This window comes from Aeromonas intestinalis, assembly GCF_054052485.1.
In genome coordinates this window covers 186,142-210,459 of sequence record NZ_JBSTYK010000001.1, presented here as the reverse complement: position 1 = coordinate 210,459, position 24,318 = coordinate 186,142, and the positions used below count along the sequence as shown (strand labels likewise).

The following is a 24,318-nucleotide window of genomic DNA, read 5'->3' as shown; positions in this document are numbered from 1 at the left end:
ACGCAGCGGATCAAGGCAGGGCTCATGATTTGTCCCCCATGTCGTGCTGGCTGTGATCCATGTCTTCCATGCTCTTCATGTCATCGTTGGCAGGGGCGGCTTTGTTGGCATCCTCGATATGAACGTTGACGATCTTGTACTCATCCCCTTCTTGTTCCACCTGCAGATGCAGGCTCTGGCCCTGTTTCAGCTGGCTCATGTCGACGTCCTCGGCGACGGTGAAGTCCATCTCCATGGCGGGCCATTGCCACTCGGGGATGGGCTGGTGGGCGACCCCCAGGGTGCGACCGGCAAGATCCACCGCCTGGATCTCCCCCTGGGTCCAGATCTGCTGGGGCCGTATCGCGGTCATACGCTGGAAGTCGGAGGTGATGCTGGATTCGGAATCGAGCAGGAACTGGGCCGAGGAGACGATGCGATCGCCGGGTTCGACCCCCTCCAGGATGGCCACCTTGTCGCCAAACTGGGGGCCCAGGGTCACGGCCACCGACTTGAAGTCGCCATCCGCCAGGGCCAGCACCAGCCGGTTCTGGCTGCCGGTTCGGATCACCGCTTCGCTCGGGACCAGGTTCTGGGGAGCGCCGTTGCCGCTTCGGATACTCACCTTGGCGAACATGTTGGGTTTCAAGAACTCGTCCGGATTGTCAAAGCGCAGCCGTACCTTGAGGGTTCGGGTCTGGGCATCCAGGGTGGGATAGAGGTAATCCACCTTGCCCTGCCACTGGCGGCCGGGGGCATAGTCCAGGGTCATGGTGACGGGGTCGCCGACGTTCAGCTGGGCGGCCTGGCGTTCGAACACCTCGGCGCTGACCCACACCTGAGAGAGGGTGCTGATGTTGAACAGGGGGGCTGCGGGCTCCACATACTGGCCTTCGCGCACTTTCAGCTCAGACACATAGCCGCTGCTCGGGGCATAGATGCGGATGGTCTCCTGCACCTGGCGGCTGCGCTTGAGGGCGGCTATCTGATCCGCCGGTACCTGCAGGGATTTCAGCTTGCCCTCGGCGGCGCGCAGCAGCAGGGGGTTGGTGGTGTTGAGCGCCAGCAGGTACTCGTGCTGGGCATTCACCAGATCCGGGGCGTAGAGATCGTAGATGAAGCTGCCCTTGGCCACCTTCTGCCCCTCGTTTTTGATGGCGAGGTTGCGGATCCAGCCCGCCATGCGGGCGTTGATGGCCTCCAGCCGCTCCTCGTCATAACCCACGTAACCCACGGTCTCGATCTGCTGGTGGACGGGCAGCCTTTCCACCGCCGCGAGCCGCACTCCCAGATTTTGCTGGATCTGGGGGCTGATGGTGACGGTGCCGGGCGACCCTCCTTGTTTCTCTTCATAGACGGGAATGAAGTCCATCCCCATGTTGTCCTTGGCGGGGCCATCGCGTTTGTCACGCGGATCCATGGGGTTGACCCAGTAGAGGGGGGTCTTCTCGGCGCTGGCGCCCTGTCCCGCGAGACGGGTGGCGGCCAGATAACCACCGCCGGCGCCGATGGCGAGCAGCAGGGCACAGAGGATGAGGTTCTTGTTCATGGCTGCCTCCCCGCAAGAGTCGGGCAGGTGGCGGGAAGACCCGCAGGGCGCCGTGGTGCGGCAATCTTGGCTGATGACATGGTACATCTTCTCTTCTGACGAGCCGTCAGGCCGGGCCGGGATCCGCCATGTTTGATAGCCGGGCCTGACAAGGGCCGACGGGAATGGAGAGCGGGATCGCGGTTGGCAGGCCTGGTTGGCAAACGGGATGCCAGCGACATAATCGACTGGTACGGGTTGCTTTAGGCGATGGACATGCCATCACGCAGGCTAGCGGTAGAAGATGTTTCTAATGGCGCAGCACAGAGAGCATCAGATGCCGTCTGGGCCAGGAGGGAGGGTGGGCACCGCGCAGGCGCAGCAAGGGGTTGCGCAGCCACTGATCCAGGGCGAGGAGATCCCCGAGGCGCGGCATCAACAACAGGGGCAGGGCAAAGAGGATCAGCAGGGCGGCCAGCAAGGGCAGGCCGGCACCGCCAGCACTGAGGCCGCCGTGCATCTGGCAATCATCCTGACTCTGGGGGCTGGCCTGGCTGTCGTGGCAGGCAAGGCTCTGCATGGCCGCGAGTTCCCCGCCCATGGAGGCGGACATCCCCATGGCGGCCCCGTCGTCGGGGGCGGCGCCGTGCCAGCTGATGCAGAGGGTCAGATTGCACACGAGCACCAGCGCCAGCAACAGCCGGGCGATGAGCACAGTGGGCAATCTCGATGACAGCATGGACAACTCCCATAAACGTTGGGGCGAATGTAAACCTTACTAAAGGGGTAAGGTCAAGGGCGCCTTGCGTTCAAGAGGTGGAAAGTCGTGGCGCCGCACCGTGATGGCGAGCCATGGGGGACGGGATGCCCCTGCCTGGGCTCTGTTGCAACAAACAAGGCACCCCGGGGTGCCTTGTTTGACGAGTGTGGCGTCTGTCAGCCAGAGAGGCTCTGGTGTCAGGCGAAGCAGGTCCAGATGGGGGCGTGATCCGAGGGTTTCTCGATGCCGCGCAGCTCGTAGTCGATGCCGGTCTCGGTCACGGTGTCCTTGAGGGCATCGGAGGCCATGATGAGATCGATGCGCAGGCCCCGGTTCTCGTCGAAACCCTTGGAGCGGTAGTCGAACCAGGAGAAGCGCTCGCACTCGGTGGGGTTGGCGGCGCGGAAGGTGTCGGTCAGACCGAAGCCTTTCAGGCGTTCCATCCACTCCCGCTCGACGGGCAGGAAGGAGCACTTGCCGTCCCGCAGCCAGCGCTTGCGGTTCGCCTCGCCGATGCCGATGTCCAGATCCGTGGGGGAGATGTTCATATCCCCGATCAGCGCTATCTGATCGTCCGGGCTGTGGTGAGTCTCGAGATAGTGCTGCAAGTCCTCGTAGAATTTCTGCTTGGCCGGGAACTTGGTCTCGTGATCCTGGCTCTCCCCCTGGGGGAAGTAGCCGTTCATCACCTTGATGATGGAGCCGTCTTCCCGCTTGAAACTGGCCATGATCATGCGGCGCTGGGCATCTTCCTCATCGGTGGGGAAGCCTTTTTGCACCTCGATGGGGGCCTGCTTGCTCATGATGGCGACCCCGTAATGGCCCTTCTGGCCGTGGAACGCCACGTGATAACCCATGGCCTCCACGTCGGCCACCGGGAAGGCCTCGTCGTGGACCTTGATCTCCTGCAGGCCGATCACATCCGGCTGATGCTTGTCGATGATGGCTTGCAACTGATGAAGACGGGCACGCAGGCCATTGATATTGAAAGAGATGATCTTCATGTCGGGATGCTCATGTCGTTTTTATTAGTGGCTATTGAACTCGGGATCCGCCCCGGATGCAAGTGCGGGGCGGGCCAGAGGCCAGTCCCTGAACCGTGGCGGGTCAACGGGTCATCTTCTTGACAAACACCACCACGAACAACGCCAGCGTGAAGCTGCCGGTGAAGGCCTCGAAGGCGGCGACAATTCGCGACAGGCCGACGGGGGTGAAGTCCCCATAGCCCAGGGTGGTGAAGGTCACCACGCTGTAGTAGAGGCACTCGAGCAGGAAGAAGGCGTTCTGCTCGAGGCTCGCCTGTGGCTGGTAGATGAGATGATTGCCGCTGAAGCTCAGGCCAAAGAAGAAGTAGAAGATGCTGCAGATGAAGATGAGCAGCAGGGAGAAGAGCACCACCCGCATGGGTGCCTCACCGTAGCCGCAGAAGAGATCCACTATCCAGGAGGCGAAGCGCTGGTAGGAACAAAACGGCATCTGCAGGCGGCGCATGGTGAGCTCCTGCTGGATGTAGCGCCCGGACATGGTGAAGATGCCCTGGGCCTCCGAGGCTTTGCGCAGATCCCGGTAGGTCTCTTCCGCCTCCTTGAACCAGACGCGGACCTGGACTGGATCCCGCTCGCGGCGCCCCTTCCTGTCCTGCATCAGCCGCTTGCCGGTATCCAGGTTGTCGAGGCGGGTGTTCTTCCAGCGGATGCCGAGCAGGTTCACGTCGTGCAGCTCGGCGCAGTGCAGATTGGCCTCGCTGAGGTCGGCCTTCATCAGGCTGCCGCCGTGCACCCTGAGGCCGTAGAGATGGGCGCCGCGCAGATTGGCGCGATAGAGGTTGCACTGCTCCAGCAAGAAACCCTGAGGGCCTTGCTTGTTCACCAGGTTGAGGTCGGCGAGCTCGGCCCTGGCCAGTTGCAAGCCGTGGCACAGGCCCCCCTGGCGCACATAGTTTTCCAGCGCCTGAAGGGTGCCGGGGGATTGATGATCCCCCTTGGGGTCGTGCCAGCGGCACAGATCCTGCTCTCCCGCCTCTTCGCTGCAGTGGCGGCCATCGGCCACCAGATACCGGCACATTGCCATGCTGTCCTCTCCCTCGCTGAACTGGTATCAGCATAGGTGAGGGGGGATGGGAGGCGCTCAGTTGAGCTGGTTATATTCCTGGCGCAGCTTGCGAAAACGCTCCTGCTGGGCGGGATTCAAGGGAATGCCCTCCAGCACCTCCAGGGTCTCCCGGCACTCGGCACCAAATTCCGGGCTCTTGCGGTTCTTCTGCATCAGTTGCAGCAGCACCTGGATCTTGTTGAGGGCCGCCCCGGTGTTGGCCGGGGTGCGGCGCAGGGCCTCGCGAAAGTGGCTGAGGGCCTGCTCCAGCTCTCCGCCCTGATAGGCCTTGATCCCCAGCTCGTTGAGCTGCTGGTAGCGCTGGCGGCGCTCCTGCACCGTCTTGTCATCCCGGGTGACCTGGATGCAGGTGGTGAGCAGCCTGTCTTCATCCTCCGCCAGCAGGGCCTGCAGACTCTCGGCGTACTCGAACTCGCCGAGCTGATAGAGCGCCAATATGGTCTCTCCCAGCAGGGCGGGGGGCATGGTCTCGGGTTGATCCAGCCAGTTCTGGTTCGCGCGGTAGAGCATCTTCTTGCCCCTGAGCAGTTCACCGAGGGCGATCTGCACCCTGGCCTGGCAGATCTGCTCGAACACCGGGTAGTTGAACTCCGCCATCATCAGGGAGTCGCGAATGCGGGACAGGGCCGAATTCACCTGCTTTTGCAGGTTGGCGATGTGATAACCGTCGTTGCTGTTGAGGGCATAGAGGGTCAGGGTTTGGATGTAGGCCCCCAGATAGTGCGGGGTGCGGTGGATGGAGTTGCGGGAGAGATCGATGAGGGAGAGCAACACATCCTTGGCCTGACCGTAGTCGTGGCGCAGCAGGCAGACCTCGGCCAGTCGGCGGGAGAGCTGGACTGACTGGGGGGATATGTCCACCGCCCGGCGCAGCTCCTGCTGGGCCAGATCGCTGTTGCCGAGGGCGAGCTGGGACTCCGCCAGCCAGAGGTAGGCCTCCACCATCAGCGGGGCATTTTTCAGGGTCACCTGCAGGTGGCTCACCGCCTCCTCATGCAGTGCGAGGGTATGGCAGGCCTTGCCAAGGGTGAGCCGGGCCCAGCTGTTCTCCTGTCCGGCCAGCAACTGGCGCATCAGGCTGCGGGCTTCCCTCGCCTGACCGAGCTTGAGCTGGGTGTCGGCCTGCAGACAGCGGCAGAAGTTGGCAAAGCGGGGCACCTGATCGGCCTGGGCGGCGCATGCCTCAATCAGGGCTGGCAGATCATCCTGGGTGAGGGCGGTGAAGACGCTCTCCAGGGCCTGGCGGCGGGCGAGGGCGCGCTTCAAGCGAAACGAGAACTGCTCCTGGGAGAAGGGCTTCATCAGGTATTCGTCGGGTTCGGCCTCAAGGGCGCTCAACACCATGGCCCGGGAGCCGTCGCTGCTGACCATGATCACCACGCTCTGGGGCGGAATGAGCTTCTGATCCCGCAGACTCTCCAGCAGCTGGCGACCGTTCTCCCCGCTGCCCAGCTCATAGTCCAGCAGATAGATGTCGAAGGTCTCTTTCTGGCAGCGGCGTCTGGCCTCCTCGGCGGAGTTGATGTAGGTGATGCGATTGATGCCGATGTTGAGCAGCATGGCCTTCATCATCATCTGGAAGGAGCGCTGCTCGTTGACCAACAGTATGCGTCTGGGCTTGGGCTGGGCTTTTTTCTCTGGCTCGGGAGTCTGCATCTGTCTGGATCAGGGCGCTGGGATGGGATGAGGGAAGTGTGCCACCAAAGCCCGCAGACAGGCAATCCGGCGGCGCAATTGCCCGTGTCGTCCCTCACAAATCCGTGCCTTGCCGGCAGGAAAGTGCGCAACTGGAGCTGTGGTTGGCCCCGTCTCGCTCAGGAAACGGGCTTGGTGGCGCCGGTTTGCGGCTTGGCGGAGAGATAGGGGGCAAACTCCGGGGTGTATCTGGCCTCGAAACCCTGCTCCGTCTTGACGATGAGGTAGACGGCCAGATGATGGCGACGCGCGAAGCTCATGGCCTGCTCGGGCCCCATCACCATGAGCGCCGTGTCCAGGGCATCGGCCTCCAGGGTGGTCTTGGTGATGACGCTGGCGGAGACCAGCTTGTGGGTCACGGGTTCGCCGGTGGCGGGATCGATGATGTGGGAATAGCGCCTGCCGTCCAGCTCGTAATAGTTGAGATAGCTGCCGGCGGTGCTGAGCCCCATGCCGTTGGGGGTGACGACGTCTTCGATGGTGCCTGGCTTGCCTGAGGGTTCGACGATGGCGACACGCCAGGGGTTGCCCTGGCTGTTGTGGCCCTTGCTGCGCACGGCCCCCGCCACCTCGATGAGGTAGTTGTCGACCCCCTTGCGCTCCAGTAGCGCGGCAATCTCGTCAGACGCAGCCCCTTCTCCCAGGGTGGAGAGATCGAGGTAGAGGTCCGCAATGCGCTTGGTGAGCAGGAAGTGATCCCCCTGTGGCGTCAGACCCAGTTTGTCGATGCCGACCCGCTCGCGGGCACGGACTATCTGCTCGGGGGAGGGACGTTTGACCGGGCGTTTGTCCGGCCCGAAGCCCCAGAGGTTGACCAGGGGCCCCACGGTCACATCTAGCTTGCCGCCGGTAAGGTGACCGACATCGATGCCTTGTTGCACGATCTTGGCCATGGTGGCCGGGATGAGGGTGGGGGCGTTGGCCGGTCCCAGGTTGAAGCGGGAGATGAGGGAGTCCGGATCATAGGTGGAGATCTCCTTGTTCATCCGGGCCAGCAGAGCGTTGACCTCTTTTTGCAGCGCAGGCTTTCCACCCGGGTAGGTATCCGTGATGGTCACCACGAAGTAGGTGCCCATGGTATTGCCCTGGATTCGCGTCTGGGTGGGGCTCGGCTGGCAGGCACTGAGCAGCAGCATCAGGGCCAGCAGGGCACCGTGGCGAAGGGGGGAAAGCGGTGCGGAAAACGACATCGACTACGCTCATAAGCAATGAAATCCGGGCGGGCAGCTTAGCCAACCCGGTCCGTGCTGACGAGTTTATTGCCCGCTCGGGGCGGAAAATAATTAACCGGTGTGGCACTCTGATCAGAAAATGCTGTCGCACGGTGGCCGAGAATGAGCCTCAGACGAGTGACCTGGTCCGCAGCTTTGAGCAAAAGCCATCGTCGATTGATGACAGTCCGGTAGAATGAAGATCGATTACGACAGCATCTTTGCCCATCGCCGAGGCGAGTCTGCAGGCAAGCGTGTTGCCATCCATAGCCAATCGAAGGAGAAGATGATGAAAAAGGCCATTACCCTGCTGTTTCTTGGTTCACTGACCGCCCTGGGCATGGTTGCACCGGCCCAGGCAGACGAATGCGCCCTGGCGATTGAAGGCAATGATGCCATGCAGTTCAACCTGAAGGAGATGAGTGTTCCGGCTACCTGCAAGGAAGTGACCATCACCTTGCACCATTCGGGCAAGATGCCGGTGACGGCCATGGGGCATAACTGGGTGCTGTCGAACACCGCCGATTATCAGGCGGTCGCCACCGCAGGCATGAGCGCCGGCGCCGATCACGACTACCTGCCCAAGGACGATGCCCGCATCCTGGCGCACACCAAGCTGGTGGGCGGTGGCGAGAGCACCAGCGTCACCTTCAAGACCGAGGGGCTGGCGGGCAAGGATCTCACCTTCTTCTGCTCCTTCCCCGGCCACTTCGCCATGATGAAGGGTACCTTCAAGGTGGGTTAAGCCGCCTGGCGTTTGACGATGCCGATAAAAAGCCGGGTTATCCCGGCTTTTTTGTCTCTGGCGTTCGGTGCTAGCAATCAGGGCAACGCCGCCTTCAGCCTGCGGCCTGCGCCTGCTCGCTGGCTTGCAGGGTGAAGAAGGCGATGGTGGTCTTCTTCTGGCACTCGAAGCGGATGCTCTCCTCCCCTGTGATGACCAGGGTTTCATTGACCGCCACGGCTTTGCCATCAACCTCCAACTGGCCGCTCAGCAGGTGGCAGAGATAGGTCTTGTCCGCCTCCAGCGTCAGGCTCAAGGGGAAGGGGAGGTTGAGCACCCGCAGGTTGGCGCTGATGCGCTCGGGGTCATAGATAAGCCCCAGATCCACCACCTCTTTTTTCAGCAACTCGCAGTGGGTCTCGTCGTCCCCGCTGAAATGGGCGGCCTCATGGGTGGCATAGGGGTGGCCGTTGAGCACGAAACCGGCGCCGCTGATGGGCAGCAGGATGCGCTGATAACCGGGGAACTTAGAGAACGGGCCCGGCCCCTTGATGGGGGCTGAACTCAGGCGGTAGTCAAAGTCGAGCTTCTCCAGGCTGCTCCCCTTGGGGGCGATGAGGATCTGGGCCGTGGTGCCCTGCTTGTTCTTCCAGGGCATCTTCAGCTGGTCAGACTCTTTGATCAGGGTGATCACTGTGGGCCTCTTTGTGGCAATCAAGGGATGAGGCCAAGTGATACCATCCCGGCCGCGGCCCCACAAGGCGAGCCGCCATCGGGCCCGTCCGGTTGGCCATTTACTGGCCAATGGCGGGAAGAAGGAGGCCTGTTCCGGTGGTCGGTATCTTCCTGATGGCGCTGGATTGAGCAATCTGTCGCCAGCTCAGCGTCTTGTTCCCACGAAACCCCGAGGCTGTGATGGCGACGCTGTTAAAGCGCTCCCGACTCGCTACACTGGCAGCTTCGCTGTATGGAGGCACCATGACTCACAAGATCATTCTGGATACGGATCCCGGCATCGACGATGCCATGGCAATACTGTTTGCCGAGGCTCACCCCGCCATCGAACTGATGGCCATCACCACGGTATTTGGCAATGCCACCATCGAAAACGGCACCCACAACGCGCTCTGGCTCAAGCAGCAATATGGCATGAAGGCCGACGTGGTCCAGGGCGCCGCGGCGCCGCTCAAACGCGAGCCGGTCGGCCCGACCACGGTGGTGCATGGTCCCACCGGCTTTGGGGATGTGCAGGCCGGAGAGGTGAGCATCAAGGCGGACGCTCGCCCCGCCTGGCAATACATCGTCGAGGCGCTGAAGGCGGCGCCCGGCGAGATCACCCTGGTGACCATTGGGCCGCTGACCAACCTGGCGCTGGCGCTCGAAGCGGCCCCCGAGATCACCGGGCTGGTGAAAGAAGTGGTCGTGATGGGGGGGGCCTTTGGCGTCAACGGCCATCGCGGCAACGTGACCCCCTATGCGGAGGCCAATATTCACGATGATCCCGAGGCGGCGGATCGGGTGTTCACCGCCGATTGGCCCGTGGTGATCATCGGGCTGGACGTGACCCAGCAGAGCTTCTTCAGCAGCGCCTATTTGGACGCCCTGCGCAGCGAAGCCGGGGAGCCGGGCCGCTTCCTGTGGGATGTGAGCCGCTTCTACCTGCGCTTCTATTCCGACCGCATCGGCCTGGATGGCTGTCACGTGCACGATCCCTCCGCCATCGCCTATGTCATCGATCCTGCCCTGTTCACCCTGCGGGAAGGGCCGGTGCGGGTCATCAGTGAGGGGCCGGCCATCGGCCACACCCTGCAAAAATTCGATGGCAAGGCCCATCCCCACGACGAGTGGGCCGCCTGTCCTGTCCAGCGGGTCGGGGTGGCAGTGCGGGATCAGGCGCTGCTGTCACTCTATCGGGAGACGCTGGTGGCCTGGAGCAAGAGTCGCCAGGACGGCCAGCGGTGATGGGCAAAGCGTGATGCTCCCCCGATAATCGGCCGCCGGTGAGGCCTATACTGAGGCCATCAATGGGATACAAGGAGAAGCACGGATGGCCTGGTTGTCTTTGGTGGTGGCGATAGCCCTGATCTGGTGGTTGATGAAGCTGGGGCGCGGCGCCCTGTTCGAGATCCGGCTCGCCCCCGGCAAGGTGGTGGTGAAGCGGGGAACCGTGCCGCCGCGCTTCCTGACGCAGGCCAAACAGGTGCTGCAGCATGACCCGGTGCGCGGTCGCATACTGGGGCAGCGGGATGGCAACGGGGTACGCCTCGTCTTCTCCCGCTCCATTCCTGAGCCCGTGGCCCAGCGGCTGCGCAACATCTTCCCCTATGGTGATTATCGCGGTCCGGCGCCGAGTCCGGATGGGCGCAAGTCCCACTGAGCCCGGCTGCCGCCACTCACTCTTTCAAGTGCTGACTACGCCGGGCCGCTGCCCGGCGTTTGCTTGTTGGCGGGTTGGCGTTTCACTCTCAACGGGGCCCCTGCAGGGGCTTCATCACCTCTATCAGGAAGTCGATGAAGGCGCGGGTCTGGGGTTTCAAGAAGCGTCCGCCGCGAAACACCGCATAGATCTCGTCGTGACGATCCTCGTAGGGAGATGCCTGCCAGTCGGGCAGGACGGGCAGCAGGGAACCCTCGTCCAGCCCTTGCTGTACCATCCAGCTCGACAGCAGCAGCAGGCCGCAGCCCGCCTTGGCGGCGCACAGCAGCGGGGTACCGCCGATGGAGGCGAGATTGCCCTGCACCGCGACCCGCTGACGCTCAGCCCCCTGCTGAAAATGCCAGTGCTGTCGTTGCCGGCCCTGACCGCGGATGAGGCAGTTGTGATTGGCAATGTCGCCGGGGTGGGTCGGTTCCCCATGGGTTGCCAGGTAGTCGGGGGAGGCGACCAGCAGGGTGCGGTTCGCCAGCAGGCGGCGGGCGTGCAGGCCGCTGTCGAGAGGGCGCCCGATGCGCACGGCCAGATCCACGTTCTCGGCGTCGAGATCCACCAGCCGGTTGTCGAGCTCTATCTCGAGGCGCACGCCGGGATAGCGGGCGAGGAAGACGGGCAGCCGGGGTGCCAGCCAGGCGGCACCGAAGCTCTCGAACACGGACACCCGCAGCCCCCCTTGCGGCGCACCGGACAGGGGCTGGAGGGACTGCACCAGCTGATCCGCCTCCTCCAGCAGGGGGAGGGAGCGGGCGAGAAAGTATTCCCCCTGATCGGTCAACACCAGCTGGCGGGTGCTGCGCTTGAACAGCGGCACACCGAGCTGCTGCTCCAGACCGTCGATGGTGCGGGTGACCGAGGAGGGGGCCAGATTGAGGGCGCGGGCGGCGCGGGAGAAGCTGCCTGACTCCACCACCTGGGCCAGGATACGGATGCGATCCAGCATGACTCATCCTTTGCGTTTAACGCAAAACTGTTGCCGATTACGGCCATATTCTATTCATCTGGATGAGAGTGGACAATGCCCTCATCGCCCATGGGGGCGCTCATCGAAGGAATCTTGTCATGTCCCACCGTATCCAGCTTGCCACCCAGATCCCCGCCGCCATCCAGGCCATGCGAGGATTGGAAACCTATCTCGGCACTACCGGGATCCCCCCCGCCCTCAAGGAGCTCATCAAGCTGCGAGCCTCCATGATCAACGGCTGCGCCTACTGCATCGAGATGCACGGGGCGGTGGCACTGCAGCAGCAGGAGAACCCTCAGCGGCTGCTGGCGCTGGCTGCCTGGCGGGAATCCCCGCTGTTCGACGAGCGGGAGCGAGCCGTGCTGGCCCTGACCGACGAGGTGACGCTGATCGCCGAACAGGGGCTCAGCGAGGAGAGCTATCAGCGGGGGCTGACTCTGCTCGGAGAGACCCTGTTGGCCCAGTGTCTGATGCAGATCATCACCATCAACGCATGGAATCGGGTTGCGGTCGCTACCCGGATGGAGCATGCCCACGGCTGACATCAGATGTCATTTGTTAATATCGTGTTAACAAGAAATGGCGGCAGAATGTGCTGATGACGGGTCCCCGCAGGGGGCCCGTTTTTTTTCGCCTTGTGGGGCCGAAAAAGGAGGGAGTTGAGGAGGAAATGGGTTCTTTTTTGAATGCAAGAAGTTAATCATACGATCGTTTGATTAATTAATTTATATTTTTGTGATAGTTTCATGGCGCCAGATCAAGGAACTGGTAATGAGAATGCCGGATGTGAGGGAGCGATATGAAGCCCTGATTTCCGTTTGTCCATTGGAAATATAAGGATGAATGATGTTTTCGTTTAATTAGTGAGCGTTTTTGGCCGTGTAGAAAATTAACGGGAGATGAATTGCTGGGCGGGGATCCGAGTTAATTGGTCGATGTCAAGTAATTAACATCCACTGTGTGTTTGTATCAGCTTGAAAACAATTTTGGGATTAATTTTTCATGTTGTTCACATGCCTGTCTGATGCAATAAAATGCTGCATTTTTTAATTATACCAATAAGCCTTGGGAAGATGAGGACATTGCATGAGACCTTTTGATGTGAAGAGGGGCTTGGGCGCTTTGCTGTTGATCGCGACTGCTGGTTTGCTGAGCGGCTGCGACATGGCTCTGATGAGCCCCAAGGGGCAAGTCGGTCTGGAGCAGAAATCACTGATATTGACCGCACTCGGCTTGATGCTGATTGTGGTGGTGCCCGTGATTATCATGGCGGTGGCGTTCGCTTATAAATACCGAGCGTCCAACACCAAAGCCACCTACGCGCCGGACTGGGCCCACTCCAACAAGATTGAAGCGGTTGTCTGGACCGTACCCGTCATCATTGTCGCCATCCTGGCGGTGATTACCTGGAAAACGTCCCACTCGCTCGACCCCTACAAGCCGCTGGAGTCTGATGTGAAACCGATCCAGGTGGATGTCATCTCCCTCGACTGGAAATGGTTGTTTGTCTATCCGGAACTGGGCATTGCCTCGGTCAACGAGCTGGCCTTCCCGGTCAACACCCCGGTCAACTTCCGCGTGACCTCAGACACCGTGATGAACTCCTTCTTCATTCCCCAGCTGGGTGGCCAGATCTACGCCATGGCGGGCATGCAGACCAAGCTGCACCTGATCGCCAACGAGGCAGGCCAATACAAGGGCATCTCCGGCGGTTACAGCGGCGCAGGTTTCTCCGGCATGAAGTTCAACGCCATCGCGACACAGGATCAGGCCGGTTTCGACGCCTGGGTCGCCAAGGTGAAAGCCTCCTCCAAGGCACTGAACACCATGGGTGAGTTCGATGTTCTGGCCAAGAAGAGCGAAAACCACCCGGTTGAGTACTTCGCCAGCGCCGATCCCAAGCTGTTCGTCAATGTGATCAACAAGTTCATGGGCGGTATGTCCCACGGTGGCCACGACGCCAAGCAAGCTGGCGCCATGGAGCACGAGGCCATGAACCATGAGTCCGCCAATGAGGACACCATGGACCACGCGGCCATGAATCATGACGAGCATGCAGGACACATGGCCACGTCGATGGCTGACAAGAGTGTGAAAGCAGGATCCGAGGAATAATTGATGTTTGGAAAATTGACACTCGAGGCTGTCCCGTACCATGAACCCATCATCATGGTCACGATAGTCGGTATCATTCTGGGTGGGCTGGCGCTGACCGGGCTCATCACCTATTACGGCAAATGGCAATACCTGTGGAAAGAGTGGTTCACCTCGGTGGATCACAAGCGCCTCGGTATCATGTATCTCATCCTGGGCATGGTCATGCTGCTGCGCGGTTTCGCCGACGCCGTGCTGATGCGTGGTCAGCAGGTGCTGGCCTCCGCCGGTGGTGAAGGCTATCTGAATGCCCATCACTACGACCAGATCTTCACCGCCCACGGCGTCATCATGATCTTCTTCGTGGCCATGCCACTGGTGATCGGCCTGATGAATATCGTGGTGCCGCTGCAGATCGGTGCCCGTGACGTTGCCTTCCCCTTCCTGAACAACCTGAGCTTCTGGTTTACCGCCGCGGCCGTGGTGCTGATCAACATCTCCCTCGGGGTCGGTGAGTTCGCCCAGACCGGCTGGCTGGCCTATCCGCCCTTGTCGGGACTGGAGTTCAGTCCGGGCGTCGGGGTCGATTACTGGATATGGAGTCTGCAGATCTCAGGGTTAGGCACCCTGCTGACCGGTGTGAACTTCTTTGCCACCATCATCCGGATGCGTGCCCCCGGCATGACCATGATGCGTCTGCCGGTGTTCACCTGGACCGCCCTGTGCGCCAACATCCTGATCATCGCCTCCTTCCCGATCCTGACCGTCACCATCGCCCTGCTGACCGCAGACCGCTACCTGGGTACCCATTTCTTTACCAATGACATGGGTGGCAACATGATGATGTACATCAACCTGATCTGGGCCTGGGGTCACCCCGAGGTGTATATCCTGGTGCTGCCGGTGTTCGGGATCTTCTCCGAAGTGGTGGCGACCTTCTGCAAGAAGAAGCTGTTTGGCTACACCTCCCTGGTGTGGGCGACGGTGGCCATCACCGTGCTCTCCTTCATCGTCTGGCTGCACCACTTCTTTACCATGGGATCCGGCGCCAACGTGAATGCCTTCTTCGGCATCACCACCATGATCATCTCCATCCCGACCGGGGTGAAGATCTTCAACTGGCTGTTCACCATGTACCGGGGTCGCATCGAGTTCAGCTCCCCCATGCTGTGGACCGTCGGCTTCATCATCACCTTCACCGTGGGTGGGATGACCGGGGTACTGCTCTCCGTGCCGGCTGCCAACTTCGTGCTGCACAACAGCCTGTTCCTGATCGCCCACTTCCACAACGTCATCATCGGCGGCGTGGTGTTTGGTTGCTTCGCCGGTATCACCTACTGGTTCCCGAAAGCATTCGGCTTCAAGCTGGATGACGTCTGGGGCAAGCGTGCCTTCTGGTGCTGGATTGTCGGCTTCTTCGTGGCCTTCATGCCGCTCTACGTACTGGGCTTCATGGGCATGACCCGTCGTGTCAGCCAGAACATCGATCCCGAGTTCCACGGCATGCTGGTGGTTGCTGCCTGCGGTGCCGGCCTCATCGCCCTCGGCGTGCTGTGCCAGGTCGTCCAGATCGTGGTCAGTATCCGTGACCGTGAGAAGAACCGTGACCTGACCGGCGATCCCTGGGGTGGCCGTACCCTGGAGTGGGCGACCTCCTCGCCGCCGCCGTTCTACAACTTCGCCATCGAGCCGAAGGTCAAGGGTCTGGATGCCTTCTGGGAAGCCAAGCAAGACGGTAGCGCCTACCGCAAGCCGGCCCAGTATGCTCCCATCCATATGCCCAAGAACTCCGGTGCCGGTGTGATCATCGCCGCCTTCAGCGTGGTGTTCGGTTTTGCCATGATCTGGCACATCTGGTGGATGGCCATCGCCGGCTTCGTCGGCATGATCGCCACCTGGATCATCCACAGCTTCAACGACGATGTGGACTACTACGTACAGGTTGACGAGATCGAGCGTATCGAAGGTCAGCATTTCGACAACATCAACAAGGTAGCCTGACGCTATGGCAACTGACGTACTCCATCACACTCACGGCGCCCATGACGATCATGGGCACCATGACGCCGGTGCCACCAAGGTATTCGGTTTCTGGATCTACCTGATGAGTGACTGCATCCTGTTTGCGACCCTGTTCGCAACCTATGCGGTTCTCGTCAACGGCACTGCCGGCGGTCCCGCCGGCAAGGACATCTTCGAACTGCCGTTCGTGTTCGCCGAAACCATGCTGCTGCTGTTGAGCTCCATCACCTTCGGCTTCGGCATGCTGGCGATGAACAAGAACAAGGTCTCTGCCGTCAACACCTGGCTGTTCGTGACCTTCCTGCTCGGTGCCGGCTTCATCGCCATGGAGATCTACGAGTTCCACCACCTCATCGTCAACGATGCGGGCCCGGATCGCAGCGGCTTCCTCTCCGCCTTCTTCACCCTGGTGGGTACCCACGGTATCCACGTGACCAGCGGTCTTATCTGGATCATCGTGATGATGGTGCTGATCACCAAGAAGGGGCTGACCGAGCGCAACCGTACTCGCCTGATGTGCCTGAGCCTGTTCTGGCACTTCCTGGACGTGGTCTGGATCTGCGTCTTCACCGTGGTCTATCTGATGGGGGTCATGTAAATGAGTCATTCTGTTGACAATCACGGCGCCAGCCACGGCAGCGTCAAGTCCTACATGATAGGGTTCGTGCTGTCACTCATCCTGACGGCGATCCCGTTCTGGATGGTGATGGACGGCTCCGCCTCTCACGCCGTGGTGCTCGGCACCGTGGTCGGCATGGCGGTGGTGCAGATCTTCGTGCACCTGGTCTACTTCCTGCACATGAACACCTCCTCCGAGGAGCGCTGGAACCTGGTGGCCCTGGTCTTCACCGTGCTCATCATCGCCATAGTCGTGGTGGGTTCCCTGTGGATCATGTACAACCTCAACATCAACATGATGGTTCACTAAGCGGGTTGATGTGATGATGAAGCAATACCTGCAAGTGACCAAGCCAGGCATCATCTTCGGTAACCTCATCTCGGTTATCGGAGGGTTCCTGCTGGCGTCCAAGGGGAGCCTCGACGTCCCTCTGTTCATCCTGACCATGGTCGGGGTGTCACTGGTGGTCGCCTCCGGCTGCGTGTTCAACAACTACATCGACCGGGACATCGACTGCATCATGGAGCGCACCAAGAACCGTGCGCTGGTGAAGGGGTTGATCGCACCGGGTGTCTCGCTCTGGTATGCGAGCGTGCTCGGTGTTGCGGGCATTGCACTGCTCTACTTCGCGGCCAATCCGTTGGCCGCCTTGCTGGCAGTGCTGGGCTTCCTGGTCTATGTGGGGGTCTACAGCCTCTACATGAAGCGCCACTCGGTCTATGGCACCCTGGTGGGGAGCCTCTCCGGCGCCGCGCCACCGGTCATCGGCTACTGCGCGGTGAGCGGCCAGTTCGACTCGGGGGCGCTGATCCTGCTGGCGATTTTCAGCCTGTGGCAGATGCCGCACTCCTATGCGATTGCGATCTTCCGCTTCAAGGATTACCAGGCCGCCAACATCCCGGTGTTGCCGGTGGTGAAGGGGATCTCGGTGGCCAAACACCACATCACCCTCTACATCCTGGCCTTCATGGTGCCGACCCTGATGCTGTTCCTCGGCGGTTACGCCGGTTACAAGTATCTGATCGTCGCCACGGCGGTGAGTGTCTGGTGGTTGGGGATGGCGCTGTCCGGCTACAAGGCCGCGGTGGATGACTCCCTCTGGGCCCGCAAGCTGTTCATGTTCTCCATCGTCACCATCACCTGCCTGAGCGTGATGATGTCGGTAGACTTCCAGCCCGATGCGGCGCCGGTCCTGGTGACCATGCTGCCTTGAGTGCTGTGGTTCACCGCTGTGATGTGACGCAGGAAAATCAATAGAATCCAGAGCCGGGAACCTTCCCGGCTCTGTTATTATGTGGCCCCCGTGCGGGGTGATTGCCCGGTTTCTGCGGACGAATGCAAGACGTCACGGGTCCGGATTTCTTCTCTCTTCTTGTCTATCGAGGCCATCATGAATGATTTCACCATGACGAGGGGCGAGCAACGCGCCACCTGGGCGCTCGGCTCCGTCTTCTCTTTGCGCATGCTTGGCATGTTTATGGTGCTGCCGGTGTTGACCACCTACGGCATGTCCCTGGCCGGCGCCTCCGAGGCGCTGATCGGGCTCGCCATCGGCATCTACGGCATGACCCAGGCCCTGCTGCAGATCCCCTTCGGCCTGCTCTCCGATCGCATCGGGCGCAAGCCCCTCATCGTCGGCGGTCTGCTGATGTTTGCACTCGGCAGTGTCGTCGCCGCCCTGAGCGACTCCATCTGGGGGGTCATCGTCGGCCGCGCCCTGCAGGGCAGTGGCGCCATCTCCGCCGCCGTCATGGCCCTGCTCTCGGATCTCACCCGGGAGCAGAATCGCACCAAGGCCATGGCTTTCATCGGGGTGAGCTTTGGTATCACCTTCGCCATCGCCATGGTGACCGGCCCCCTCATCACCCATGCCCTGGGCCTGTCCGGCCTGTTCTGGCTCATAGCCCTGCTGGCTCTGGCCGCCATCGCCCTGGTGATCTGGGCGGTGCCAAGGCCTGAGGCCCATCTGCAAAATCGCGAATCCGCCATGGTGCGGGGCGGTTTTCGCACCGTGTTGACCAACCCTAGGTTGCTCAAACTCAACCTCGGCATCCTCTGCGTTCACACCCTGTTGATGTCGAGCTTCGTGGCGTTGCCGCCGCTCTTGGAGCAGGCGGGGCTGGCGCGGGAGCACCAGTGGCAGGCCTATCTCGCCACCATGTTGATCGCCTTCGTGAGCGTTGTGCCCTTCATCATCTATGCCGAGAAGCGCCGCCAGATGAAGCGGGTATTCCAGCTCTGCGTGCTGGTGATGCTCATCGCCGAGCTGGTGCTCTGGCAAGCTGGCCTGCAACTCTGGGGCCTGCTCGCGGGGCTGCAGATCTTCTTCATCGGTTTCAACGTGATGGAGGCATTGCTGCCGTCCCTCATCAGCAAGGAGTCCCCGCCGGGCTACAAGGGCACCGCCATGGGGGTCTACTCCACCAGCCAGTTCATCGGGGTCGCCATCGGCGGCAGTCTGGGCGGGCTGCTTTACGGCATCGGGGGCGCAGCCTTGGTATTTGGCGGCTGCGCCGTCCTGGCCCTGCTCTGGTTCGGGGTCAGCCTCACCATGCAGGAGCCCCCCTATGTGAGCAGCCTGCGCATCGTGTTGCCAGAGGGTGTCGCACCCACGCAGGCCCTCGAGCAGAAGGTGCGCGCCTGTGACGGGGTGAGCGCCGTGCTGCTGGTGGGCGAGGAGCGCTCTTTGTATGTGAAGGTGGATACCAAACACCTGAGTCGCAGCGATCTGGAGCGGCTGATCGCCACCTGAGGCTCGGGGCGGTGGCCGGACTCCCTTGCTATGCTGAAATCCCCAAGCAAGGAGGACGCTCCCATGTCATATGTGGATGGATTCGTGATCGCCGTACCCACGGCGAACAAGCAGGCCATGATCGATCATGCGAGACACTTCGATCCCCTCTTCCTCGAACTCGGTGCGATCCGGGTGCTGGAGTGCTGGGGGGACGACGTGCCCCACGGCAAGCAGACCGATTTTTACCGCGCCGTGGCGGCGAAGGAAGATGAGACCGTGGTCTTCTCCTGGGTGGAGTGGCCGGACAAGGCCACCCGGGACGAGGCGATGAAGAAGATGATGCAGGATCCCAGGATGGATCCGAAAAACCCCGACAACCCGCCCATGCCCTTCGATGGTGCCCGCATGATCTTCGGCGGCTTCAATGCCGTGCTGGATCTCAAGGCCTGATGCCGACCTCGCAGAATGAGGCCATGACCAGAGCCCGCCCATCGGCGGGCTTTTTTGTGACCATTTTTCAGGGAAAAGCGGCGCTCTTCAGCTCGCTCGCCAGAAGGGCCTGTCCCCGAGGATGGTGGCGCGATGCATCACCCGCCGAGCCGGCAGGTAGTCGGCGTTGGCGTAGTGCTGGGTCACCCGATTGTCCCAGATGGCGATGTCGTTCTCCTGCCAGCGCCAGCGCACCTGAAACTCGGGGCGGCGGATGTGATCGAACAGAAAGCCGAGCAGGGCCTCGCTCTCCCGGGCCGGCAGGTCCGGCAAACGGGTGGTGAAACCTTCGTTCACGAACAGCGCCTGGCGGCCGCTCACCGGGTGGGTGCGCAGCACCGGATGGCGCAGGGGCGGGTTGCTGGCCACCGCTGCCTGCCAGCGTTGACGCTCCTCCTCGCTGCCCTGATGGCGATGGGCGGGGAAGGATTTGGTGAAGTCATGCTCCGCCTCCAGCCCCGCCAGCAGTTTTTGCAGGGGCGGGGAGAGGGCCGCCAGCGCCGCGATGCCGCTGGCCCAGAGGGTGTCTCCCCCGGTGGGGGGCAACTGTTTGGCGGCCAGGATGGCGAGCGCCGGTGGCGTCTCGATGAAGGTGACGTCGGTATGCCAGTTGTCGTTGTCCGGCGGGTTGTCGTCATGGGTGTCGAGCACGATGATCTCCTCCGCCTCCTCGCTGTGGGGATAGACGGGGTGGATGTGCAGATCCCCGAAGCGATTCGCCAGCGCCCGCTGTGCTCGCGGCGTGATGGGCTGGTTGCGGGCAAACAGCACCTGGTATTTGAGCAGGGCCCGGTGGAGTTGCTCGAACTGCGCCTGGCTCAGGGGTTCGGCCAGCGTGAGACCGGCAATTTCGGCACCTATGTGGGGGCCGAGCGGGGTGATGGTCAGCTTGTTGTCATTCATTGTATTTCTCCATGCCAGGGCGTCAGCCTGCGCTGCAATGCACGTAAACCCAGTTCCAATACGAAGGCGATCACCGCGATCACCAGAATGCCGGCCAGCACCACGTCGGTGGCGAGGAACTCGCCGGCGGATTGCACCATGAAGCCCACGCCCTGGGTGGCGGCAATCAACTCGGCAGCCACCAGGGTGGACCAGCCCACGCCGAGGCCGATGCGGATCCCGGTCAGGATCTCCGGCAAGGCCCCCGGCAGGATCACGTGCCACAGCACCTGAGTCCGGGTGGCGCCAAGGGCTCGGGCCGCCCGCAGTCGCACCGGCTGGGCGCTCTGCACGCCCGCCAGGGTGGCCATGGCCACGGGGGCGAAGATGGCCAGATAGATGAGCAGCACCTTGGAGGTCTCGCCGATGCCAAACCAGATCACCATCAGCGGCAGGTAAGCGAGCGGCGGCACCGGCCGGTAGAGCTCGATGAGGGGATCCAGCACCCCGCGCACCGTGGGGCTGAGCCCCATGGCGATGCCCGCGGCTATGCCAAACACCGTGGCGGCCGCCAGGGCGATCAGGATGCGGCCCAGACTCGCCCCCAGGTGTTGCCACAGGGTGGCGTCCATGAAGCCTTGCGGCCCGGCGATGGTGACGAGCTGCCCCAGCACCCGCTCGGGAGGCGGCAGGAACAGGGGGTCAATCCAGCCAAGGCGTGCCACCAGCCACCAGAGGGCCAGCAGGGCGGTGAGGGTCGCAAGGCTCAGACCAAGGCGGCGACCGAGGGGCCAGCGCAGCGGCCTGCGGGTGGTCTGGGTGGCGGGCGTGGCCAGGGGCTGGGTCAGGGTCTGGTTCATGCGAAGGCCTCCCGCTCGGCAAATACCCGGCCGAGCACGTATTCTCGCCGCTCGATGAAGGCCGGATCGGACTTGATGCTGCGACTGGACTCCCCGGCGGCGAAGCGGCGACCGAAGTTCAGGGAGAGCCGCTCCAGCACCCGGCCGGGGGAGGGGGAGAGCAGCACCAAGTCGGTTGCCAGAAACACCGCCTCCTCGATGTCGTGGGTGATGAGCAGCACCTGGCGGCGAGCCTCAGACCACAGCCGCAGCAGCAGGGTTTGCATCTGCTCCCGGGTGAAGGCATCCAGGGCGCCGAACGGCTCGTCCAGCAACAGCAGTTGCGGCCGGGTGGCGAGGGCCCGGGCGATGCCGACGCGCTGGCGCTGGCCGCCGGAGAGCTGCCAGATGGCGCGCTCCCCCGCCCCTTCCAATCCCACCTGGCGCAGCAAGGCTTGCGCCTGTTCATGGCGACTGGCTCTGGGCACCCCGGCCAGTTGCAGACCGAAGGCCACGTTGTCCTGCACGTTGTGCCAGGGGAGTAACCCCTCACTCTGGAACACCACGCCGCGCTCGGCACCGGGCCCGATGACAGGCTCATTCCCCAGGCTTATCTGGCCATGGCGGCAGGGTTCGAAACCGGCCACCAGGTTGAGCAGGGTGGTCTTGCCCGAGCCCGAGGGGCCGAGCACCACCATCAGCTCCCCCTCGGCGAGGGAGAGGTTGATGTTGTCGAGCACCTTCTTGCCAGCGTACTCGGCAGACACGCGAGAGATATGCAGCATACTCGCCTCCTGTGGCTTATTGAGGTAGTGCTTTCACGAAGCGGTCGGTGACGAACTGGCGATAGTCGTCGGCGGCCCTGGCCACCTTGCCCTGTCCCTCGAGGAAGCGGGCGGTGTCGACGATGGTCTGGTTCACCAGGGTGCCGAGCTCGGCGCTCTGGGCGCGGGCGTCGAGGTAGGTGTTGCCTTTGACGAGCTCGGGGATATCCGCCTCGGGCACGCCGCTCAGGCGGGCGAGCTTGTCGAGGTTCTCCGGTTGGGCCAGCCAGCCCTCGGGGTTGTCCAGATAGCCGCGCTGGGCCGCGAGCGTGCTGCTCACGAAGGCCTGCACCACCTCGGGGTGAGACTTGGCAAAGTCCTTGCGGACCACCCACACATCCAGGGTCGGCGCCCCCCATGTCCCCACCTGGGCCGAGTCGGTTAGCACCTTGCCCTCCTTGCTGAGCTGGTTGAGGGCCGGGGCCCACACATAGGCACCGTCGATGTCACCGCGCTGCCAGGCGGCAATGATGGCCGGCGGCTGCAGGTTCACTATCTGCAGCTTGGCCGGGTCGACCCCCCAGTGCTTGAGGGCCGCCAGCAGGCTGTAGTGGGTGGTGGAGGTGTAGGGCACGGCGATGCGTTTGCCAACGAGATCCTGGGGGTTAGCGAGTCCTTGCTTCACCACCAGCGCCTCGGAGTCGCCGAGCTTGGAGGCGAGCAGGAATACCTCGATGGGCACGTTCTGGCTCGCCGCCACCGCCAGGGGGCTTGAGCCGATATTGCCAATCTGCACGTCGCCGGAGGCGAGCGCCCGTACCACGCTGGCGCCACTGTCAAACTTGCGCCACTCCACCTTGGCGCCACTCTCCTTGGCGAAGGTGCCGTCGGCCTGGGCCACCTTGGCGGGTTCGGCGGAGGTCTGGTAGGCGACGGTGACGTCCACCGCCTGGGCGGACTGGCTGAGCAGGACGGAGGCCGCGAGCCACACAGAGATGCCTTTTGCTGTCATGATGCACTTCCTTGTCTGGGGTGTTGGAAGCCACATCTTTGTCCAAAGCGCGCTGGGGAATGAAGGAACGAGAAACGCGCTCTCATGCCTTATGGTTCTTAGAAAAAGAGCAACAAATCAATGAGCTAATTGAGATATGCCGGGTTGTGAAGTGCTTATGCACCCCTTGGCAATGACCCCATGGGCGAGGGCGCGGCGAGGGATGGCAGGGTGAGCGAGCAGGAGCGGGGCAGGGAAAAGAAAAGAGCAGGAGAGGGCGGGACAGGACCCCGAGGGTCGAAGCGCAAGGCCCGCCGTTTGGCGGGCCCGGGCGTGGTAAAGGGGAGCCGGGGATCAGGGCCTCGATCAGCGCTCGATCAGCGGCGCCGAGCGATAGCTCCACAGGCCATAGGTGCGCAGGGCATCCCGGTAGATGCCGAGCAGCTCGCTGTCGCTCGCCTTGGCCAGGGTGGAGAGCGGCTTGTCCGGGTAGGCGACGCTGTCCACCTTGAGCCCGGCGGGGCCGCTCTGCCAGCTGGCGATCTCCAGCAGGGTCTGGCCCCGGCGCACATGGCTGGCGGAGCTCACCAGGGTAGCGAACTCTATCTGGTGGCGGGCGAGGGCATAGCCGCTGTAGAGGGCGTTGTCCACCGTGCTGGTGGCGTAGTTCTCCTCGATGATGCGAGATCTGTCGATCCCCTTCTTCACCAGCCAGTCTGCCATCAGCTTGCCCTCTGTCTGCCGGTTCTGGGGCACGCCGCCTGTCAGGATGATGAGGGCCGCCGGGTTGGCCTGGGCCAGCACCCGGGTGGTCTCGAGGCGCCCCAACAGGATGTCGTTCATGGTGCCATCGGGGTTGAGGGCATAACCCAGGGTGACGATGGCGCGTCGCCCGCTCTTCTCCACCCGACCCTGGCGCTCCTTGAGGGGAGTGGCGACCACCCTGTCCACGGTCTCGAAGAGGCGCTGCAAGTCGGCGGCGCGCCCGCCGTTGAGTTCACTCACCCGCTTGAAATAGCCGTCGGCCTTGGCCTGGTTGCCCTTGAAGCGCTGCCAGGTGGCCAGGTAGCTGTTGATGTCGAGATCGTCGGGAGCGGCGGTGAGGGCCTGTTCGAACAGGCCGATGGCCCTGTCCACGTTGCCGTTGTAGATCTGGGCGTTGGCCGCCGAGATGAGGAGATCGGTGCGATAGGGCTCGAGCTGGTGGGCCTGCAGCAGCAGATCTGTCACCTGCTCCATGTTGCTCGGCATCTTGGCGGTGAAGCCGGCATCGGAGACCCGGGCCGGTGACTTGAAGATGTGCAGGGCATCCGCCAGCAGCTGATCCACCACCTGGCGCTTGCTGATGTACTGGCCGTAGTTCTGCTCTTTTTGCAGGGAGCGCACCGGGGCGGCATCGACGCTCGGGATCAGGGCCGGCAGTGCCAGCAGGCTGGCCAGGGTCAGGGCAATCGCGGTTCTTTTCATCGGGCTTCCTTGG

General features: G+C 62.4%; 24 protein-coding genes. 11 read left to right on the top strand and 13 right to left on the bottom strand.

Features of this window, described 5'->3' with window-relative positions:
* Window positions 1-22 precede the first annotated feature (22 nt).
* The 6 genes from ACW5W7_RS00900 to ACW5W7_RS00875 all read right to left on the bottom strand — a co-directional run bounded on the left by ACW5W7_RS00900 (window position 23) and on the right by ACW5W7_RS00875 (window position 7,264).
* Window positions 23-1,528: an efflux RND transporter periplasmic adaptor subunit gene (locus tag ACW5W7_RS00900; RefSeq protein ID WP_456500459.1), complete on the bottom strand. Its 1,506-nt coding sequence runs from the start codon at window positions 1,526-1,528 to the stop codon at window positions 23-25.
* 289 nt (window positions 1,529-1,817) lie between these two features.
* Window positions 1,818-2,246, bottom strand: coding sequence for a hypothetical protein (locus ACW5W7_RS00895; RefSeq protein WP_349918694.1), 429 nt, complete (start codon window positions 2,244-2,246; stop codon window positions 1,818-1,820).
* A gap of 218 nt (window positions 2,247-2,464) precedes the next feature.
* On the bottom strand, window positions 2,465-3,271 hold the full coding sequence (xthA, locus tag ACW5W7_RS00890) for an exodeoxyribonuclease III (RefSeq protein ID WP_456500458.1): 807 nt from the start codon (window positions 3,269-3,271) through the stop codon (window positions 2,465-2,467).
* A gap of 103 nt (window positions 3,272-3,374) precedes the next feature.
* A complete protein-coding gene (locus tag ACW5W7_RS00885) occupies window positions 3,375-4,337 on the bottom strand; it encodes an ion channel (RefSeq protein WP_456500457.1) in 963 nt (320 codons plus the stop codon).
* 57 nt (window positions 4,338-4,394) lie between these two features.
* A complete protein-coding gene (locus tag ACW5W7_RS00880) occupies window positions 4,395-6,035 on the bottom strand; it encodes a response regulator (RefSeq protein WP_456500456.1) in 1,641 nt (546 codons plus the stop codon).
* 158 nt (window positions 6,036-6,193) lie between these two features.
* Window positions 6,194-7,264, bottom strand: coding sequence for an FAD:protein FMN transferase (locus tag ACW5W7_RS00875; RefSeq protein WP_349918690.1), 1,071 nt, complete (start codon window positions 7,262-7,264; stop codon window positions 6,194-6,196).
* Window positions 7,265-7,574: 310 nt separating this feature from the next.
* Here ACW5W7_RS00875 and azu point away from each other — a divergent pair, with 310 nt between their 5' ends.
* The gene (gene azu / locus ACW5W7_RS00870; protein WP_349918689.1) at window positions 7,575-8,030 is read left to right on the top strand and encodes an azurin; all 456 of its coding nucleotides are present in this window, start codon (window positions 7,575-7,577) and stop codon (window positions 8,028-8,030) included.
* Window positions 8,031-8,124: 94 nt separating this feature from the next.
* On the opposite strand, the gene ACW5W7_RS00865 is transcribed toward azu, so the two are convergent.
* Entirely contained in the window at window positions 8,125-8,703 is a 579-nt protein-coding gene (locus ACW5W7_RS00865; RefSeq protein ID WP_456500455.1) for a HutD family protein, read from the bottom strand.
* 284 nt (window positions 8,704-8,987) lie between these two features.
* On the opposite strand from ACW5W7_RS00865, the gene ACW5W7_RS00860 reads away from it, so the two are divergent.
* A complete protein-coding gene (locus ACW5W7_RS00860; RefSeq protein WP_456500454.1) occupies window positions 8,988-9,971 on the top strand; it encodes a nucleoside hydrolase in 984 nt (327 codons plus the stop codon).
* 85 nt (window positions 9,972-10,056) lie between these two features.
* Window positions 10,057-10,386, top strand: coding sequence for a DUF3634 family protein (locus ACW5W7_RS00855; RefSeq protein ID WP_456500453.1), 330 nt, complete (start codon window positions 10,057-10,059; stop codon window positions 10,384-10,386).
* A gap of 88 nt (window positions 10,387-10,474) precedes the next feature.
* On the opposite strand, the gene ACW5W7_RS00850 is transcribed toward ACW5W7_RS00855, so the two are convergent.
* Window positions 10,475-11,383 (bottom strand): LysR family transcriptional regulator, encoded by a 909-nt coding sequence (locus ACW5W7_RS00850; protein WP_456500452.1) that lies wholly within the window; start codon window positions 11,381-11,383, stop codon window positions 10,475-10,477.
* 119 nt (window positions 11,384-11,502) lie between these two features.
* On the opposite strand from ACW5W7_RS00850, the gene ACW5W7_RS00845 reads away from it, so the two are divergent.
* The 8 genes from ACW5W7_RS00845 (at window position 11,503) to ACW5W7_RS00810 (ending at window position 19,323) form a co-directional block, all read left to right on the top strand.
* The gene (locus tag ACW5W7_RS00845) at window positions 11,503-11,946 is read left to right on the top strand and encodes a carboxymuconolactone decarboxylase family protein (protein ID WP_456500451.1); all 444 of its coding nucleotides are present in this window, start codon (window positions 11,503-11,505) and stop codon (window positions 11,944-11,946) included.
* 544 nt (window positions 11,947-12,490) lie between these two features.
* Window positions 12,491-13,519 carry a cytochrome o ubiquinol oxidase subunit II gene (gene cyoA / locus ACW5W7_RS00840; protein ID WP_349918682.1) on the top strand — a complete coding sequence of 343 codons (1,029 nt, stop codon included), beginning with the start codon at window positions 12,491-12,493 and terminating at the stop codon, window positions 13,517-13,519.
* Between the two features lie 3 nt (window positions 13,520-13,522).
* Entirely contained in the window at window positions 13,523-15,499 is a 1,977-nt protein-coding gene (cyoB, locus tag ACW5W7_RS00835; protein ID WP_349918681.1) for a cytochrome o ubiquinol oxidase subunit I, read from the top strand.
* Between the two features lie 4 nt (window positions 15,500-15,503).
* Window positions 15,504-16,118, top strand: coding sequence for a cytochrome o ubiquinol oxidase subunit III (locus tag ACW5W7_RS00830; protein WP_349918679.1), 615 nt, complete (start codon window positions 15,504-15,506; stop codon window positions 16,116-16,118).
* On the top strand, window positions 16,119-16,448 hold the full coding sequence (locus tag ACW5W7_RS00825; protein ID WP_349918678.1) for a cytochrome o ubiquinol oxidase subunit IV: 330 nt from the start codon (window positions 16,119-16,121) through the stop codon (window positions 16,446-16,448).
* Between the two features lie 10 nt (window positions 16,449-16,458).
* On the top strand, window positions 16,459-17,352 hold the full coding sequence (cyoE, locus tag ACW5W7_RS00820; protein ID WP_349918677.1) for a heme o synthase: 894 nt from the start codon (window positions 16,459-16,461) through the stop codon (window positions 17,350-17,352).
* 177 nt (window positions 17,353-17,529) lie between these two features.
* Entirely contained in the window at window positions 17,530-18,891 is a 1,362-nt protein-coding gene (locus tag ACW5W7_RS00815) for an MFS transporter (protein ID WP_456500450.1), read from the top strand.
* Between the two features lie 63 nt (window positions 18,892-18,954).
* Window positions 18,955-19,323 (top strand): DUF1428 domain-containing protein, encoded by a 369-nt coding sequence (locus ACW5W7_RS00810; RefSeq protein WP_456500449.1) that lies wholly within the window; start codon window positions 18,955-18,957, stop codon window positions 19,321-19,323.
* Between the two features lie 87 nt (window positions 19,324-19,410).
* Here the strand turns inward: ACW5W7_RS00810 and tauD are convergent, their stop codons facing one another.
* The 5 genes from tauD to ACW5W7_RS00785 form a co-directional block, all read right to left on the bottom strand.
* Window positions 19,411-20,265, bottom strand: coding sequence for a taurine dioxygenase (tauD, locus tag ACW5W7_RS00805; protein WP_456500448.1), 855 nt, complete (start codon window positions 20,263-20,265; stop codon window positions 19,411-19,413).
* Entirely contained in the window at window positions 20,262-21,104 is an 843-nt protein-coding gene (tauC, locus tag ACW5W7_RS00800) for a taurine ABC transporter permease TauC (RefSeq protein ID WP_456500447.1), read from the bottom strand. The genes tauD and tauC overlap by 4 nt, the downstream gene beginning before the upstream one ends.
* On the bottom strand, window positions 21,101-21,868 hold the full coding sequence (gene tauB / locus ACW5W7_RS00795) for a taurine ABC transporter ATP-binding subunit (protein WP_456500446.1): 768 nt from the start codon (window positions 21,866-21,868) through the stop codon (window positions 21,101-21,103). The genes tauC and tauB overlap by 4 nt, the downstream gene beginning before the upstream one ends.
* Before the next feature lie 16 nt (window positions 21,869-21,884).
* Complete coding sequence (tauA, locus tag ACW5W7_RS00790; protein ID WP_456500445.1) at window positions 21,885-22,859, bottom strand: taurine ABC transporter substrate-binding protein; 975 nt, start codon at window positions 22,857-22,859, stop codon at window positions 21,885-21,887.
* Between the two features lie 345 nt (window positions 22,860-23,204).
* Window positions 23,205-24,305 (bottom strand): ElyC/SanA/YdcF family protein, encoded by a 1,101-nt coding sequence (locus ACW5W7_RS00785; protein WP_456500444.1) that lies wholly within the window; start codon window positions 24,303-24,305, stop codon window positions 23,205-23,207.
* Window positions 24,306-24,318 lie beyond the last annotated feature (13 nt).

What these genes read in the sequence shown, in the direction of transcription:
- ACW5W7_RS00900 (WP_456500459.1), bottom strand. Translation starts at nt 1,528, where the DNA reads ATGAACAAGAACCTCATCCTCTGTGCCCTGCTGCTCGCCATCGGCGCC.
- ACW5W7_RS00895 (WP_349918694.1), bottom strand. Translation starts at nt 2,246, where the DNA reads ATGCTGTCATCGAGATTGCCCACTGTGCTCATCGCCCGGCTGTTGCTG.
- xthA (WP_456500458.1), bottom strand. Translation starts at nt 3,271, where the DNA reads ATGAAGATCATCTCTTTCAATATCAATGGCCTGCGTGCCCGTCTTCAT.
- ACW5W7_RS00885 (WP_456500457.1), bottom strand. Translation starts at nt 4,337, where the DNA reads ATGGCAATGTGCCGGTATCTGGTGGCCGATGGCCGCCACTGCAGCGAA.
- ACW5W7_RS00880 (WP_456500456.1), bottom strand. Translation starts at nt 6,035, where the DNA reads ATGCAGACTCCCGAGCCAGAGAAAAAAGCCCAGCCCAAGCCCAGACGC.
- ACW5W7_RS00875 (WP_349918690.1), bottom strand. Translation starts at nt 7,264, where the DNA reads ATGTCGTTTTCCGCACCGCTTTCCCCCCTTCGCCACGGTGCCCTGCTG.
- azu (WP_349918689.1), top strand. Translation starts at nt 7,575, where the DNA reads ATGAAAAAGGCCATTACCCTGCTGTTTCTTGGTTCACTGACCGCCCTG.
- ACW5W7_RS00860 (WP_456500454.1), top strand. Translation starts at nt 8,988, where the DNA reads ATGACTCACAAGATCATTCTGGATACGGATCCCGGCATCGACGATGCC.
- ACW5W7_RS00855 (WP_456500453.1), top strand. Translation starts at nt 10,057, where the DNA reads ATGGCCTGGTTGTCTTTGGTGGTGGCGATAGCCCTGATCTGGTGGTTG.
- ACW5W7_RS00850 (WP_456500452.1), bottom strand. Translation starts at nt 11,383, where the DNA reads ATGCTGGATCGCATCCGTATCCTGGCCCAGGTGGTGGAGTCAGGCAGC.
- ACW5W7_RS00845 (WP_456500451.1), top strand. Translation starts at nt 11,503, where the DNA reads ATGTCCCACCGTATCCAGCTTGCCACCCAGATCCCCGCCGCCATCCAG.
- cyoA (WP_349918682.1), top strand. Translation starts at nt 12,491, where the DNA reads ATGAGACCTTTTGATGTGAAGAGGGGCTTGGGCGCTTTGCTGTTGATC.
- cyoB (WP_349918681.1), top strand. Translation starts at nt 13,523, where the DNA reads ATGTTTGGAAAATTGACACTCGAGGCTGTCCCGTACCATGAACCCATC.
- ACW5W7_RS00830 (WP_349918679.1), top strand. Translation starts at nt 15,504, where the DNA reads ATGGCAACTGACGTACTCCATCACACTCACGGCGCCCATGACGATCAT.
- ACW5W7_RS00825 (WP_349918678.1), top strand. Translation starts at nt 16,119, where the DNA reads ATGAGTCATTCTGTTGACAATCACGGCGCCAGCCACGGCAGCGTCAAG.
- ACW5W7_RS00815 (WP_456500450.1), top strand. Translation starts at nt 17,530, where the DNA reads ATGAATGATTTCACCATGACGAGGGGCGAGCAACGCGCCACCTGGGCG.
- ACW5W7_RS00810 (WP_456500449.1), top strand. Translation starts at nt 18,955, where the DNA reads ATGTCATATGTGGATGGATTCGTGATCGCCGTACCCACGGCGAACAAG.
- tauD (WP_456500448.1), bottom strand. Translation starts at nt 20,265, where the DNA reads ATGAATGACAACAAGCTGACCATCACCCCGCTCGGCCCCCACATAGGT.
- tauC (WP_456500447.1), bottom strand. Translation starts at nt 21,104, where the DNA reads ATGAACCAGACCCTGACCCAGCCCCTGGCCACGCCCGCCACCCAGACC.
- tauB (WP_456500446.1), bottom strand. Translation starts at nt 21,868, where the DNA reads ATGCTGCATATCTCTCGCGTGTCTGCCGAGTACGCTGGCAAGAAGGTG.
- tauA (WP_456500445.1), bottom strand. Translation starts at nt 22,859, where the DNA reads ATGACAGCAAAAGGCATCTCTGTGTGGCTCGCGGCCTCCGTCCTGCTC.
- ACW5W7_RS00785 (WP_456500444.1), bottom strand. Translation starts at nt 24,305, where the DNA reads ATGAAAAGAACCGCGATTGCCCTGACCCTGGCCAGCCTGCTGGCACTG.